The following is a 14,390-nucleotide window of genomic DNA, read 5'->3' as shown; positions in this document are numbered from 1 at the left end:
GGGCGCCAAGGGGGGGGAGGCAGAGAGATGGGCATCAGCCTGGAGGATCTCGAGGCGCAGATCGGCACGACGATCCGCGTCCGGCGGCAGAAGCTCGACCTGACGCTGCAGGCGGTCTCGGAGGCGGCGGAGATCTCCACCGGCTACCTGAGCCTGATCGAACGCGACAAGGCCACCCCGACGCTGACCACGCTGGCGCGCATCGCGCGGGCGCTGGGGGTCGGCATCGACTTCTTCATCGCCCGCCCGCAGCCGGTGGACTGCATCACCCGCGGCGCTTCGCGGGTGCAGTTCATGTTCGGCGCGGTGCCGGTGCGCTACGAGCGCCTCGGCGCGGTCTTCCCGGGCAGCGAGCTGTCCTGTTTCGTGGTGACCATCGAGCCCGGCTACCGCTCCGAGGAGGTCACCCACGCGGGCGAGGAGACCTTCTACGTGCTCTCCGGGCGGCTGGAGTTCACGCTCGAGGGCGAATGCATGACGCTCGACGAGGGCGACAGCGCGCATTACGACGCGACGCGGAAGCACGGCTGGGCGAACCCCTTCGAGGTGCCGGTGCGGGTGCTCTGGACCGGGACGATTGATTTGTTCGGGGATCGGGTGGGGACGATTGTTTGAGGGGGCTGGTGGCTGTTGGTGGGCTGGGCGGCTTCTGTGGGCAGCAAAGAAGTCGGGTCCGTCGCCCCGGAATCCCCAAGAAAAGCCGCCGACAACCAACGCCCTCTTCTGACGCCTGACCAGCACAAAAGGCGCCAACGCCCCCTTCTTGCGCCCGAATAGCATCGAAGATGCCGGGCGCGCGCCGGACCGGCCCCCGGTCCGGCGCGCGCCCTCTGGTTGGGCGGGTTGAGAGGGGGCAGGGCGGTGGATCGGAGATGGAGCGCCAAGCAACCGGACCTTGCCCTCTCAACCTGCGCACCAGTCTCCGGAGCTGACTCCCAAACCCCGTCTCACCTTCCGCCGGTCCGTCGAAATCTCGCGCCTCTTGCGCCCGAATAGCACCGAAGGTGCCGGGCGCGCGCCGGACCGGCCCGATGGGCCGGCGCTCTTGTGGGCGAAGCGCATAGATCGCCTCTAGTCCTGACCTTGTTGGGATAAAGCGCCTTGCTCTCAGGTCAGCAGCGCCGGCCCCCGGTCCGGCGCGCGCCCTCTGGTGGGGCGGGTTGAGAGGGAGGAGGGCGTCAAGCCAAACCTCACACCACCCCGGCCCGCGTCGCCGCCCGATGCGCGGGCCCGCTCAGATCCTGCTCCGTCACCGCCAGCCGCTCGGGCGTGTAATACCCCGCCTCGTGCAGGATGTTCATCGTCGCGACCAGCGCGCCATCCTGCCGGATCGGCAGGTTGATCACCGAGGCGCAGCCGAGGCGGCCGATCAGCTCGGCGTCGGGGAAGACCGCGGCGATCTCCTCGAGGGTATTGGCGACAAAGCTCCGGCCCTCGCCATGGACCTGCCGGAACCAGGCGTTCATCTCGATGGGCTTGGTGCCCGAGGTCGGGTAGTTCTCCGGGTCCGAACTATAGGCCCGGCGCGCCAGCATGGCCTGCATGTCCACGGTCATCACGGTGAAGAGCTTCGCCCCCACGCTGTCACGCACCAGGGCGTCGAGCGCGGCCCAGGCGGCCTCGGGGCGCTCGGCGGCGGCCAGGTCGGCGTCGAAGCGGGCGAGAAGGGCCGCGCTCGGGGTCATGGCATCTCCTTGCGGCAGAGCGCCGCGATCTCGGCGTGGGTGGCGATATGGATGTCGCCCCGCGCCCGCGCGTGGCGCAGAAGCGCGTCGAGGATGCCGATGCGCGAGCGGTAGCCGATCACGAAGGGATGGAAGGTCAGCTGGCAGAGCCCGCCTTCCTCGGCGGCACCGTCGAGCTCGCGGCGGAAGACCTCGAAGACCTCGTCGGGCGAGAGCGTCGGCCGGGTCGGCGGCTGGCGGTTGAACAGCAGGTAGACCGCGTCGTCGCGCACCCAGTCGACCGGGATCTCGACGAGGCCGCTGCGCCGCCCCTCGGTCAAAAGCTCGTAAGGCGTGTCATCGGCCATCATCGAGCTGTCATAAGCAAATCCCGCCTCGGCCACGAGCCGGATGGTCGCCGGGCTCAGGTCCCAATGGGCGGCGCGGTGGCCCAGGGGGCGCTGGCCGGTGATCTCGGTCAGCGTGTCGCGGGCGCGGGTCAGAAGGCGGCGCTCTTCGCTCTCGGTCAGCGTCGAGGTGTTCTCGTGGATCCAGCCGTGCACGCCGATCTCATGGCCCTCGGCGACGATGCGGCGGGGCTCCTCGGGGTCGATCAGGGCGGCGACGGCGGGCATGAAGAAGCTCGCCCGGGCGTCATGCGCGGCCAGCACCTTGAGGATGCGCGGCACGCCGGCCCGGCGGCCGTATTCGCCCCAGCCGAGCCGCCCCGGCGCGCTGCCGCCACCGCCCATCTCGAAGGTCTCGTGGTCGCAGTCGAAGGAAAGCGCCAGTGCCGCTCGCGCGCCCCCCGGCCAGGCCCGGGGCAGGAGGCGGGGACCCGCGCGCACCAGGTCCACCGCGCCGCGCCAGCGGGCCTCGGGCCAGTCCTGCGGGGCGGGCGCGCTCATCCGCGCAGCACCTTGCCGAAGAAGTCGCGCGCGCGGTCGCTTTCGGGCGCATCGAAGATCCGCGCGGGCGCGCCGGTCTCGACCACCCGGCCCTTGTCCATGAAGACCACCTTGGAGGAGACCTCGCGCACGAAGGCCATCTCGTGGCTCACGAGCAGCATGGTCATGCCCTCCCGGGCGAGGCGGCGGATCGCGTCCAGCACCTCGTTGACCAGCTCGGGATCGAGCGCCGATGTCACCTCGTCGAGCAGCAGGATGTCGGGTTTCAGCGCCAGCGCCCGAGCGATGGCCACGCGCTGCTGCTGGCCGCCCGAGAGCTCGTCGGGATAGGCGCCCGCCTTGTCGGACATGCCGACCAGCGCCAAAAGCTCCATGGCCTCCTCCTCGACCTCGCGGCGGTTGCGGCCCTTCACCTTGGTCGGCGCCAGGGTCACGTTGCGCAAGACGTTCATGTTCTGGAATAGGTTGTACTGCTGGAACACGATGGCCATGCGGTCGCGCGCGGCCTTCAGCGCCCGGCCGGAACGGTAGTCGATCGAGGTGCCGTCGACCTCGACCGAGCCGCGGCTGACCGGGGTCAGCCCGACCAGGGTACGCAGCACGGTGGACTTGCCCGAGCCCGAGGGCCCCACCAGCGAGACGACCTCGCCGCGGTCGACCTCGAAGGCGATCCCGTGCAGGACCTCAAGGGCGCCGTATTTTGCGTAGACGTCGTTGACTGCGAGGTGTGGCAAGGCGCCCCTCCAGATATTGGCCCAGCAGGCTGAGCGGGAATGACATGGCGAAATAGCACAGCGCGATGGTCCCATAGACCAGCACGCCGGAATAACCCTGGTTGTTCAGCTCCTTGCCGCGAAAGGTCAGCTCGAAGACGCCGATCTGGCTGACCAGCGCGGTGTCCTTGATGAAGGAGACCGAGAAGGCCAGGGCGGGCGGCAGGATCACCGGCCAGGCCTGCGGCAGGATGGTGTGCCACATGGTCTGCAGGTGGCTCATGTTCATCGCGCGGGCGGCCTCGATCTGGGTGTGCGGCACCGACTCGATGCCGCCGCGGATGATGTCGGCGGTATAGGCGATGGCGTAGATGCAGATCGAGATCACCGCGATGGTGAAGAGCGAGGTGTCGCTCGAGACTGTCTGGATGAAGAAGAGCACCAGGTAGATGACCACCAGGAAGGGGATGCGGCGGAAGACCTCGACGTAGAGGATGCAGAGCACCCGGAGCGGCACCGCCCAGCGGCCCGGCGCGGTGCGCAGCATGACCAGCGCCAGCGCCAGGGCGAAGCCCACGAGGCAGCCCAGAAGCGTCATCGACAGGGTCATCAGCGCGGCATTGCCCAGAAGCGCGAGGTTGGCCCAGGTGAAGAACTCGGGCATCTGCGAGAGGATACGCTCCATGGCTCAGAAGATCCGCGCCTTGACCCGGAAGGCCCAGCGGCCCACCAGGGCGAGCCCGAGGCTCGCGATGAAGGTCAGCACGACATACATGACCGCGATCACGGTGAAGTATTCGAGCCAGCGATAATTGACGGTCGAGAGGTTGATCGCCTGGCCGGTCAGCTCGTCGACGCCGATCACCGCGCCGACCGAGGTCCCCATGACCAGGATCACGATGAAGAAGTTGGCGAGCGCCGGGTAGATCGACTTGGCGATATGCGGGACCACGATGTAGCGGATCTTCTGCACCAGGCTCATGCCCAGCGTCTCGCCGGCTTCCATCTCGGTGCGGCGCACCGACAGGAAGCCCGCGCGCAGGATCATCGTCAGATAGGCCCCGGCGTTCAGCGTCAGCCCGATCAGCACGCAGGCCTCGTTCGACCAGCGGATGCCGAACTCGGGCAGCCCGAAATAAAGGAAATAGATCTGGATCAGGGCCGGGGTGTTGGTGATGAAGACCACGTAGAGATTGACCAGCCAGCGCAGCGGCCAGGGTCCGTAGGTCTTGATCGCCGCACCCAAAAGGCCCACCAGCGCGCCCATGGTAAAGGCGAAGACACCCAGCTGGAGCGTCAGCCAGGCCCCTTCGAGAAGGGCGTCGAAATTGCGCCAGACGACGTTGAACTGAAACGTGTAATTCATGCCACTGCTCGGAGGCGGAGCCCCGGCGCGCTTTTGCGCCGAGGCCCCTTAGTGTCGGATCAGAACCAGGGGTCCGGCGTCACTTCGCGCAGCATCGGCGCGCCGTAGTTCTCTTCCCAGACGGCATTGACCGCGCCCGAGGAGTGCAGGTCGTAGAGGATGATGTTCAGCACCTCGGTGAGGTTGTCGTTGCCCTGGCTCACGCCAAGCGCGCAATAGGCCACGAAGATCGGCTCTTCGACGACGCGCCAGTTCACGTCCTCGAAGTTCTCGGTGAAGCCCATGAAGAAGTCGATGTTCTCGACGATGGCATCGGCCCGGCCCTGGGCCACGAGGCGCACGGTGTCGGCGATCGTGTCCACCAGCTCGAGTTCGGCCTCGGGCATGTTCTCCTCGATCCAGCCGACGGTCCAGTTGCCGCGCATGTTGGCGAGCGTCACGCCCTCGGTGTTGAAGTCCTCCCAGCTGTCGCCCTCGATCTTGTCGGTGGCGAGCACGGCCAGCACCTCGGTGTGCAGCGGCACCGTGTAGTCGATCAGCTTGGCGCGTTCGGAGTTGCGGGTCAGCGCGCCCATGGAGACGTCGATCCGGTCGGAGACCAGGAAGGGCACGCGCTGGGCGGTCTCGGTGGGCACCCATTCGACCTCGACGCCAAGCGCCGCGGCGATGCGGGTGCCGATCTCGATGTCGAAACCCTCCCATTCGCCGCTGTCGTTGCGGGTGCTCATATTGGGGAAATTGGGGTTGATGCCGATGCGGATGGTGCCGTCGGACAGGATGTCCTCGAGCGATTTCGCCTGGACGGCGGTGCCGCCCGTGACAGCCAGTCCCAGCGCCGTGACGCCGGCCATGAACCAGGTCTTCATCTTGGTGTCTCCCGTTGGATGCGGCCGTTGCGGGCGCAGACCCGGGCCGACCTCTTATGTGCGATATACGGACTTTTGTCCGCTAATGAGCTTGGCGAAGGCGGGGCGAGCGGTCAATTGATTTTTTGGGCGTGCCGGGTGGCGCGGCGGTTCTTGGGCTTGGGTGGCTGGCTGCGTCGGCGCTTAAGGCGCTGAAAATCCGGTGCTATTCCCGGCGCTCCTGCAAGTCGGACAGGGAGGTTGACGTGTCCCGAGAAACGAACAATCATCCCGCAACCGACCGCTTTCCGCACATCAGTTCGCAAATGGAGGCCCGCATGGCCCATTCTCTCGACCGGACACCGCTCGCTTCGGGCCTGTCCGTCTCGCGCATCGTCACCGGTCTCTGGCAGATGGCGGACCAGGAGCGGGACGGCAAATCCTACGACCTCGACGCCGCCGCCGAGGCGCTGGCCGATTACGCCCGTGAGGGCTTCGACACCTTCGACATGGCCGACCATTACGGCAGCGCCGAGATCGTCGCGGGCCGCGCCCGGCGCATCCTCACCGCCGAGGGCCGCGCCGCGCCGGTGATCCTCACCAAGTGGTGCCCCGAGCCGGGGCCGATGGACCTCGGCACCGTGCGGGCCGGGGTGGAGCGCGCGCTCGCGCGGCTCGACATGGACCGGATCGACGTCATGCAGTTCCACTGGTGGCAATACCAGTCGCCGGAATACCTCGATGCGCTGGAAGGGCTGATGCGGCTGCGCGAGGAAGGGCTGATCGGCCGTATCGGCCTGACGAATTTCGACGCCCAGCACCTGCGGCTGGTCCTGAAGCACGGGATCGAGGTGACCTCGAACCAGGTCTGTTTCTCGCTGCTCGACCGTCGCGCGGCGGGCGACCTGAGCGCGGTCGCCGAGGAGCATGGCGTGGGCCTTCTGGCCTTCGGCACGCTCTGCGGCGGCTTCCTCTCGGACCGCTGGCGCGACGCGCCCGAGCCTCGGGACATCCCCGATTGGTCGCGGATGAAATACAAGCGCTTCATCGACACCACCGGCGGCTGGGCGCGCTTCCAGGCGCTGATGGGGGTGCTGGGCGGCGTGGCCGACAAGCACGGCGTCTCGGTCTCCAACGTGGCGAGCCGCTGGGTGCTGGATCACGCCTCCGTGGCGGGCGTGATCGTCGGCGCGCGGCTGGGCGAGAACAGCCACCGCGCCGACAACGCCCGGCTCATGGGGCTGCGCCTCGACACCGAGGACCGCGCCGCCATCGCCGGGGCCATCGAGGCGCTGACCCCGGTGCCGGGCGACTGCGGCGACGAATACCGCAAGCCGCCCTTCCTGACCGCCTCGGGGGATCTGTCGCACCACATGGCGGCGCTGCCGCCGGTCATGGCGACCGGCCCGTCGCCCGCGCGGCCCGCGCGCACAATCGCCGAAAGCGGCTCGATCTGGGAGGCCAAGGCGGGCTTTGCCCGGGCCATCCGCAAGGGCAAGCGCATCCTGGTCAGCGGCACCACCGCGACCGATCCCGCGGGCGCGCCCGTGGCCCCGGGCGACGCCGAGGCGCAGGCGGTCTACATCCTCGACAAGATCACAGGGGCGATCACCTCGCTTGGCGGCGCGCCCGAGGACGTGCTTCGGACCCGGATCTATCTCACCCGCGAGGCCGACTGGCCGGGCGTCTCGGCGGCCCATGCGCGGGCCTTCGGCGCGGTGCGCCCGGCCAACACGCTGATCGTCGCGGGTGATCTGATCGGCGACTACCTGGTCGAGATCGAGGCCGAGGCCGAGCTGGACTAGCCCGCGCGGGCCCGGCTCAGCCGCAGCCCCAGCAGCACCAGCACGCCCAGGATCACCGAGGCGAAGGTGCCGATCACCGCGATGGCCGAGACCACGGGCGCGTAATTCGTCGCGACCCGGCTGAAAAGCCATTCCGGCAGCGTCGTGTCCGCCCCGGTGGTGAAGATCGACAGCGGCAGGTTCGACCAGGACAGCAGGAAGGCGAAGAGCCCGCCCGAGATCAGCCCTGGCGCCAGGTGGGGCAGGGTGACCTCGCGCAGGACCTGCCAGCGCGAGGCGCCGAGGTCGCGCGCGGCGTCCTCCTGCGCGGGGTCGTAGCCGAAGAGCCGGATCGAGATCACCAGGGTCACGATCGGCAGGATCCAGACCATATGGGCGAAGATCGCGGTCTTCCAGCTGGGCGGGATGCCAAGCGCGGAATAGAACATCAGGAGCGCCAGCCCCAGCACCGGCTGCGGGAAGAAGATCGGCAGCACCACCGCCTTCTGGTAGATCGAGCGCCCGCGCCAGTCGTAGCGCGCGAAGGCCATGGCCCCGAGCGCCCCGAGGATCACGGAAAACAGCGTCACGCAAAGCGCCACCTTCAGCGACACCAGGTGCAGGGTCAGAGTCTCCTGCTGGGAAAAGGCGTCGGTATAGGCGCCGATAGACCAGGTGCGATGCGGAAAGCGCATGTAGCGGGTGTTGGCGAGGCTCGCCAGCACCACCGAGAGGATCGGCATGTAAAGGAGCGCCAGGATCAGCGTCAGCCAGAGCGAACGGAGAAGACGGGGCAAGGCTACCTCCGGATGAGCTTGTTGAGATCGATCCGCGCCAGCGCCGGGAAGACCACCAGCGCCGTCACCGCGACCACCAGCATGGTCAGCGCCGCGCCCATGGGCCAATCCTGCGCGTAGGAGAAGCGCTGCTCGATCGCGCGGGTCACCACGCTGATCGCCTGGCCGCCGAGGATCGCCGCCTCGGCATTGGCGCCGACGCAGAGGACGAAGGTCAGAAGCGCGCCGATGATCAGCCCCGGCATGGCGAGCGGCAGCTCGACCTCGCGCAGGATCTGCCAGCGCGAGGCGCCGAGGTCGCGCGCCGCGTCGCGCCGGTCCTGCGGGATCAGCGCCACGCCCAGCAGAAGCGGAAAGAGCATGAAGGGGAAATGCACGTAGACCATGCCCAGGAAGACCCCGAGCTTGGTGTTCAGCACCGTGCCGATGTTGACGTCGAAGAGAGCCCGCAGGCTGCCGGCAAGGATGCCGCCGCCGGGCATGAGGAACAGCGACATGCCGAAGAGCCGCACGCTTTCGGAGACGAAGATCGGCACCGCGATCAGCCCGGTCAGCACCGCCGCGCCGCGCCCGGCGAGCTGGTGCAGCATCTTCGCGGTGGGCCAGGCCAGGAGCGCGCAGGCCAGCGTCGTGGCCACCGCCCCGGTGATCGACCAGAAGAACGGCGGGCCGTAGCCCTCGGTGAAGGCGGCGCGGTAGTTGGCCAGCGTCGTCTCGGCGGTCAGCGCGAAGGTGCGCGGCTCCATCAGGCTGTACCAGGCGACGATGCCGATGGGCGTGGCGAAACCCGCCAGCAGGAAGAGCGCCACCGGCAGGGCGAAGAGGTATCCGGTGCGGGCAGGGCTCATTCGGCCACCCAATGCGCGGCCTCGGGGGCAAAGCTCACCCGGGCCGTGGCGCCGGGGCGGATCTGGGTCTCGGCGGGCAGTTCCGCGATCATCAGCCCGGCGGGGCTTTCGAGGTGCAGCTGCACCCGCGAGCCCAGGCGGAAGACCTCGGCCACGCGGGCCGCGAAGCCGGGCGCGCCGGTCTCGGGGCCCTCCTCGAGGCGCAGCGCCTCGGGGCGCAGCACGACGTAGCCGTCGGGCGTGCCGGGCAGGGGCAGGTCCAGCTCGGGCAGGCGGCCCTCCGCGACCTTGAGGATGTTCACCTCGCCCATGAAGCTCGCCACGAAGCGGCTGTCGGGGCGGCCGTAGATTTCGGCCGGGCTGCCGACCTGCACGAGTTGGCCGTCGCGCATGATGCCGATGCGGTCGGACATCACCATGGCCTCTTCGAGGCTGTGGGTGATGTAGACGAAGGTCCGCCCGGTGCGCTTCTGCAGCGCGCGCAGCTCGACCTCGAGCGTTTTGCGCAGCCGGTAGTCGAGCGCCGAGAGCGGTTCGTCGAAGAACAGGATCTCGGGCTCGGAGGCGAGGACGCGGGCCAGCGCCACGCGCTGCCGCTCGCCGCCGGAACACTGCGTCACCGGCTTGTCGAAATACTCCGCGCCGAGCCGCACCAGCTCGAGAAGCTCGCGGGCGCGCGCGTCGCGCTTGGCCTTGGCGACGCCGCGCATCTTCAGCGCGAAGCCGACGTTCTCGCCCACGGTGCGGTGATCGAAAAGCGCCAGCGACTGAAAGACCATGGCGGTCGGGCGCTTGTTTGGCGCGAGCCGCGTGATGTCGCGCCCGCGCAGGAGAAGCTGCCCCTCGGTCGGCTGGTCGAGCCCGGCGAGGATGCGCAGAAGCGTCGTCTTGCCGGAGCCCGAGGGCCCGACGATCGTGAAGAACTCGCCCTCCTCGATGTCGAGAGACACCGAGGAAAGCGCCTGGAGAGAGCCGAAGGACCGGCTCAGCCCCTGGAGGCTGAGCGCGGCTTGGCCCGGAACGGGTCGGCTGTCTTGCGTCATCGAGAGGTCAGCCGCGATCACGGATGGCCGCCGAGTAGATGTCGTAGAGGCGGTCGTAATCGGGCACGATGTCGAATTCGACCGCATTGGCGATACGCTCGTCGAACTCGTCCCACTGGATCGCGTTCAGCTCGTCGGCGCTGAACCGTCCAAGCACCTCGTCCTGGGCCATCTGGCTCACCGGCTGCAGGTTGCCGTTGCCGCGGGCCACGATCTCGGCGGCGTCGGGCGTGGTGATCCATTCGAGGAAGTCGAAGGTCGCCTCCTTGCCGGCGGGATTGGCCACGGCGGAGTTGAGCTCGATCCAGTTGATCCCGCCCTTGCCGTCGGCGGGGCCGGAGTTGGGGGTGATGGCGTAGATATTGGTCGCCCCCTCGGCGCGGGCCGAACTGGCGGTATAGGTGCCACCGGTGAAGTAAAGGTCGATCTCGCCGTTGAGCATCGCCAGGTTGAGCTGCACGAAGTCGGTGGTGATCATCTTGGCGTTGTTGATCCAGGCCCGGGCGGTTTCCTCGAACTTGGCGTAATCGGCCTCGGTCTTGGGCTTGAAGGGGTGGATGCCCGCGCCCATGCAGATGTCCATGACGTTCCAGTCCTCATAGGCGAGGATGCCGTAGCGCCCGGCGAAATCGGGGTTGTTGAAGAGATCCCAGCCCTCGTCCTTGGCCATGGCGGGCGAGATCACGTCGGAGTTCACCACGAAGTCGAAGGTCTCGAAGCGCTGCACCACGCCGAGGAGGTTCTCGCCGTCCTTCGACAGCGCCCAGTCGTAGGGCATGGCGAACTTCTCGAACATCTGGGCATAGAGCGGCTCGAAGCGGTCGCGGGGCAGGGCGTAGATCAGATCCTCGGGATACATGATCTCGCGGGCCCAGGGGTTGTTGAGGTTGATGAAGTTCCAGACCGAGGTCTCGCCCGCGCGCAGGCGGTTCACCGAGGTCGGGTCCGAGATGTGGATCTCGTAGCGGATCGGCACATCGGTCTGGCTGCGCCACATGTCGAGCAGGCGGGGGTCGGCATAGGCGTCCCAGGTCAGGAGCGCGATGCCGTCGTCCTGGGCAAGTGCCGTGCCGGGCAGGCCGCTTGCGGCGAGGCCGGCGGCCATGCCGCCCAGCACGCTGCGGCGGGACATTCCTCCGGCGCCGGGGTGGCGCAGGGTCTGGGGCAGTCTGGGTCGTTGGGCGGTCATCTTCATCCTCCTTGTTCGTATAGCGAACTATTGATCGTTATGCGGACAAATTCAAGCATGGAGACGCGCCGCAGGGCGGCTCAATAAGCCGCTGCATAGCGTTTCAGCATCTCCGCCTCGGGCAGGTCGGCGACCTCGCCCGCCTCGAAGCGCTTGTGGTCGAGGTAAAGCGCGATGAAGCCCTCGGGATACCAGCCCGCCACCTCGGGCGCGGTCTCGAGAAGATCGAGCGCCTCGGGCAGGCTGCGGGGCAAGGGGCGGATGCCCAGCTCGGCCAGCGCCTCGGGCGACATCTCCGAGAGGTCGCCCTCGGTCGGCTCCGGGCAGGGCAGCCCGGCCTCGACGCCCGCGGCGGCGGCATGGACCAGCGCCGAGAGCGCCAGCCAGGGCGAGGCGGCGGCGTCAGTGGCGCGGTATTCGTAGTTGAACTGCCGGGCACGCTTGTCCGGCGCATCGCTGGAGGTCGGGCAGATGCGCAGCCCCGCCTCGCGGTCCTGCACGGCGAGATTGGCGAAAGAGGCGCTCCAGCGGTGGGGCTGGAGGCGCGTGTAGCTTGGCACCGAGGGCGCGGTCAGGGCGCAGATCGCGGGCATATGCGCGACGATCCCGGCGGCGGCCTGTCCGGCGATGCGGCTCAGCTCGCAGGGGCCCTCGGGGTCGAAGGTCGCGGGATGGCCCTCGGCATCCCAGAAGCTCAGGTGGATATGCACGCCGTTGCCCACCGTCTCCGGGTCCGGGCAGGGCGTGAAGCTGGCGGTCTCGCCGCGGGCGCGGGCCACGGCGCGGATGATCTCGCGCAGAGCGATGGCCTCGTCGGCGGCGCGCAGGGCGGGCTGCGGCGGCAGGGTCACCTCGAACTGGCCGGGCCCGTATTCCCGCAAGAGCGAATCCGGCCGCAGCCCGGCGCCATGCAGCGCCCAGAGCATGTCCTCGAGCGCGCCCTGCGCGCGGTGGAACCCGGCGAGGGAAAAGCCGCTGTCGCCGGCGTGGTCGGGCAGGATGAACTCGTGCTCGAAGCTGGCCATGACATGCAGGCCGCTCGCCGCCTCGAAGCGCGCCAGCGCGTCCGAGAGGTGCTGGCTGAGGCAGGCCATCCAGGGGCTGCCGTCGCGTGCCGTGACATGGCCCAGCGTGAGCCGCAGGTCGGGGCCCGCGGGCATCGGGGCGGTGAAGCTGCGCTTGGGGTCCGGGCGCAGCAGCATGTCGCCGGTCGAGCCATAGGGCGAGGGCGCGATGCCGTCGAAACAGGTGATCTGCGCGTTGGTCGGCGTCCAGCCGACGCCCGAGCGGCAGCGCGCCTCGAGATCGGCGGCCGCGAAGCCCTTGCCGCGCAGCTGTCCGGCCAGGTCGGACAGGCCGGCCATATGGATGGGCAGGGGCATGGTCTCTCCTGATCGCCGCTTGTCTCCTTTCGTCATTTCTGAACAAATGTCCGAAATACGCAATGATTTTCCGGGGGTTTGGCCCGGAGTGCCGCGAGGAGCGCCCATGCCCAGCCCCTTCCTGTCGACCGAGAGCCGCGAGATCCCGATCGAGCCCGCGCGCGCCGCGCTGCTCTTCGTCGACGTGCAGAACTATTGCCTGCACCCCGAGGGCGGCGAGGTGCAGGAGGCCGACGCCGAGGAGCGCGCGACCCGGCACATGCCCTTCATCGAGAGGTTCCGCCGCGAGGTCCTGCCCAACATGCAGGCGCTGCAGGCCGGGGCGCGGGCGGCGGGGATCGAGGTCCTCTACACCACGATCGAAAGCCTGACCCGCGACGGGCGCGACCGCTCGCTCGACTACAAGATCACCGGCTTCAACGTGCCCAAGGGCTCTTTCGACGGGCGGGTGATCGAGGAGATCGCCCCGGGGCCGGACGAGATCTGGCTGCCGAAGTCCTCCTCTTCGGTCTTCGTCTCGACCCATATCGACTACGTGCTGCGCAACCTCGGGGTGGCGCAGCTCATCGTCTCGGGGGTGCTGACGGATCAATGCGTGGAAAGCGCGATCCGCGACGCCTGCGATCTGAACTACCTGGTGACCCAGGTGACCGACGCCTGCGCGACCTATACCGAGGCGCGGCAGGCGGCCTCGCTGTCCGCGATCAAGGGCTATTGCCGGCAGGTGACGACCGCGGCGCTTCTGGCGGAGCTGGAGGCGCGCGCGGGGTGAGGGCGGGGGTGCGGCGCGCCTAGGGCCTGAGCGCAAATAGGGCCGCCGAGATGTAGGTGTGCGCCTAGCTCGCCACGGCGTGCCTGCTCTAAGGGCGCGCCTCACCCCGTCTCGCCGCTGCCTCACCCGCCTTCAGAAGCCCGCCCTCAGGCCGATTGCGCCGCGACCGGCGCCTCGCTGCGCAGCACCGCCAGGAGGTCGTGGAAGCGGTCGCCCTGGATGATCACGTGGCGGCGCATGGCATCGGCGGCGGCGCGGTCGTCGCCCCGGCGGATCGCCTCGAGCACCGCGCCATGTTCGGCGAAGGAGCGCGCCACCCGGTTGCGCAGCCTGAGCTGCATCCGCCGGTAGGGCTGCAGCATGGCGTGCAGCCGCTGCGCCTCGCGGGCCATAAAGCTGTTGTGCGTGGCGCGGTAGATGCAGTCGTGGAAGGCGGTGTTCTCGGCGTAATAGGCCTCGTGTTCGCCCGCCTCCACGCGGTCGCCGCAGGCCATGTGCCGGGCCTCGAGATCGGCCAGCTCGGTCTCGGTGATCCGCCGTGCGGCGAGCCCCGCGCAGGTCGCCTCCATCTCGGCCATCATCTCGAAGCGCTCGGTCAGCTCTTCCAGCGACCATTCCGCCACGAAGCTGCCGCGCTTGGCGTGCACGCGCACGAGCCCGGTGGTCTCGAGCTGTTGCAGCGCCTCGCGGATCGGGGTGCGGGAACAGCGGAACTCGGCGGCCAGCGCCACCGGGTCGAGCCTGCTGCCCGGGGCGAAGCGGCCGTCGACGATGGCGCGTTCCAGGGCCTCGCGGATCCGCGTGGTGTTCGATCTGGCTGCCATGGAAAACCGTCCTTTCGTCTTGCGCCGGATCCATAAATCCTCGCGGAGGATATATCTACCACCCGCTGTGTTGCATGTTTCGCGACCCGGTATGCGTGTGACGCGGACCCGCTGCGGGCGGAGCGGGCGGTGTCGCGGTGGGACGCAGGGCAGGGGGGCGACCACGGCGGGACAGGCCCCAACCCACCCCACGCGCCAAGCGCGCAGGACCGGGTGCGACTGCCCCACAGGGTTGAAACCCGTGACCCCGGAGCC

At 68.7% G+C, this 14,390-nt stretch carries 15 protein-coding genes; 3 read left to right on the top strand and 12 right to left on the bottom strand.

What is annotated here, in order from left to right:
- Positions 1 to 27 precede the first annotated feature (27 nt).
- Positions 28 to 615 (top strand): helix-turn-helix domain-containing protein, encoded by a 588-nt coding sequence (locus tag ACX938_RS01840; protein ID WP_459429749.1) that lies wholly within the window; start codon positions 28 to 30, stop codon positions 613 to 615.
- A 575-nt stretch (positions 616 to 1,190) separates the two neighbouring features.
- Here ACX938_RS01840 and ACX938_RS01835 read toward each other — a convergent pair.
- From ACX938_RS01835 to ACX938_RS01810, 6 genes are read right to left on the bottom strand one after another with little or no spacing between them, the layout of a single operon-like run.
- Entirely contained in the window at positions 1,191 to 1,685 is a 495-nt protein-coding gene (locus tag ACX938_RS01835; RefSeq protein WP_459429748.1) for a GAF domain-containing protein, read from the bottom strand.
- A complete protein-coding gene (locus ACX938_RS01830) occupies positions 1,682 to 2,572 on the bottom strand; it encodes a polysaccharide deacetylase family protein (RefSeq protein ID WP_459429747.1) in 891 nt (296 codons plus the stop codon). Before ACX938_RS01830 ends, ACX938_RS01835 begins: the two co-directional genes overlap by 4 nt.
- Entirely contained in the window at positions 2,569 to 3,306 is a 738-nt protein-coding gene (locus ACX938_RS01825) for an amino acid ABC transporter ATP-binding protein (protein WP_232752100.1), read from the bottom strand. The genes ACX938_RS01830 and ACX938_RS01825 overlap by 4 nt, the downstream gene beginning before the upstream one ends.
- The gene (locus ACX938_RS01820; RefSeq protein ID WP_232752099.1) at positions 3,257 to 3,970 is read right to left on the bottom strand and encodes an amino acid ABC transporter permease; all 714 of its coding nucleotides are present in this window, start codon (positions 3,968 to 3,970) and stop codon (positions 3,257 to 3,259) included. The genes ACX938_RS01825 and ACX938_RS01820 overlap by 50 nt, the downstream gene beginning before the upstream one ends.
- A 3-nt stretch (positions 3,971 to 3,973) precedes the next feature.
- Positions 3,974 to 4,651 carry an amino acid ABC transporter permease gene (locus ACX938_RS01815; protein WP_459429746.1) on the bottom strand — a complete coding sequence of 226 codons (678 nt, stop codon included), beginning with the start codon at positions 4,649 to 4,651 and terminating at the stop codon, positions 3,974 to 3,976.
- Positions 4,652 to 4,710: 59 nt separating this feature from the next.
- Positions 4,711 to 5,517: a transporter substrate-binding domain-containing protein gene (locus ACX938_RS01810; protein ID WP_232752097.1), complete on the bottom strand. Its 807-nt coding sequence runs from the start codon at positions 5,515 to 5,517 to the stop codon at positions 4,711 to 4,713.
- A gap of 317 nt (positions 5,518 to 5,834) precedes the next feature.
- Between ACX938_RS01810 and ACX938_RS01805 the strand changes: the two genes are divergently transcribed.
- Entirely contained in the window at positions 5,835 to 7,301 is a 1,467-nt protein-coding gene (locus tag ACX938_RS01805; RefSeq protein ID WP_459429745.1) for an aldo/keto reductase, read from the top strand.
- Here ACX938_RS01805 and ACX938_RS01800 read toward each other — a convergent pair.
- From ACX938_RS01800 to ACX938_RS01780, 5 genes are all read right to left on the bottom strand, one after another.
- Entirely contained in the window at positions 7,298 to 8,077 is a 780-nt protein-coding gene (locus tag ACX938_RS01800) for an ABC transporter permease (protein ID WP_459429744.1), read from the bottom strand. The two genes, ACX938_RS01805 and ACX938_RS01800, sit on opposite strands and share 4 nt — an antisense overlap.
- Before the next feature lie 2 nt (positions 8,078 to 8,079).
- Positions 8,080 to 8,925: an ABC transporter permease gene (locus tag ACX938_RS01795; protein ID WP_459429743.1), complete on the bottom strand. Its 846-nt coding sequence runs from the start codon at positions 8,923 to 8,925 to the stop codon at positions 8,080 to 8,082.
- Positions 8,922 to 9,968, bottom strand: a complete 1,047-nt coding sequence (locus tag ACX938_RS01790; RefSeq protein WP_459429742.1) for an ABC transporter ATP-binding protein — start codon at positions 9,966 to 9,968, stop codon at positions 8,922 to 8,924. Before ACX938_RS01790 ends, ACX938_RS01795 begins: the two co-directional genes overlap by 4 nt.
- 7 nt (positions 9,969 to 9,975) lie before the next feature.
- Positions 9,976 to 11,157, bottom strand: a complete 1,182-nt coding sequence (locus ACX938_RS01785; protein WP_459429741.1) for an ABC transporter substrate-binding protein — start codon at positions 11,155 to 11,157, stop codon at positions 9,976 to 9,978.
- A gap of 80 nt (positions 11,158 to 11,237) precedes the next feature.
- The gene (locus ACX938_RS01780; RefSeq protein ID WP_459429740.1) at positions 11,238 to 12,539 is read right to left on the bottom strand and encodes a type I glutamate--ammonia ligase; all 1,302 of its coding nucleotides are present in this window, start codon (positions 12,537 to 12,539) and stop codon (positions 11,238 to 11,240) included.
- Between the two features lie 106 nt (positions 12,540 to 12,645).
- Between ACX938_RS01780 and ACX938_RS01775 the strand changes: the two genes are divergently transcribed.
- Entirely contained in the window at positions 12,646 to 13,311 is a 666-nt protein-coding gene (locus ACX938_RS01775; protein WP_459429739.1) for a cysteine hydrolase family protein, read from the top strand.
- A gap of 146 nt (positions 13,312 to 13,457) precedes the next feature.
- Here ACX938_RS01775 and ACX938_RS01770 read toward each other — a convergent pair whose 3' ends face one another.
- Entirely contained in the window at positions 13,458 to 14,135 is a 678-nt protein-coding gene (locus ACX938_RS01770; protein ID WP_459429738.1) for a GntR family transcriptional regulator, read from the bottom strand.
- Between the last annotated feature and the right edge of the window lie 255 nt (positions 14,136 to 14,390).

The organism is Roseivivax sp., assembly GCF_054552075.1.
This window is presented reverse-complemented; position numbering and strand designations above follow the sequence as displayed.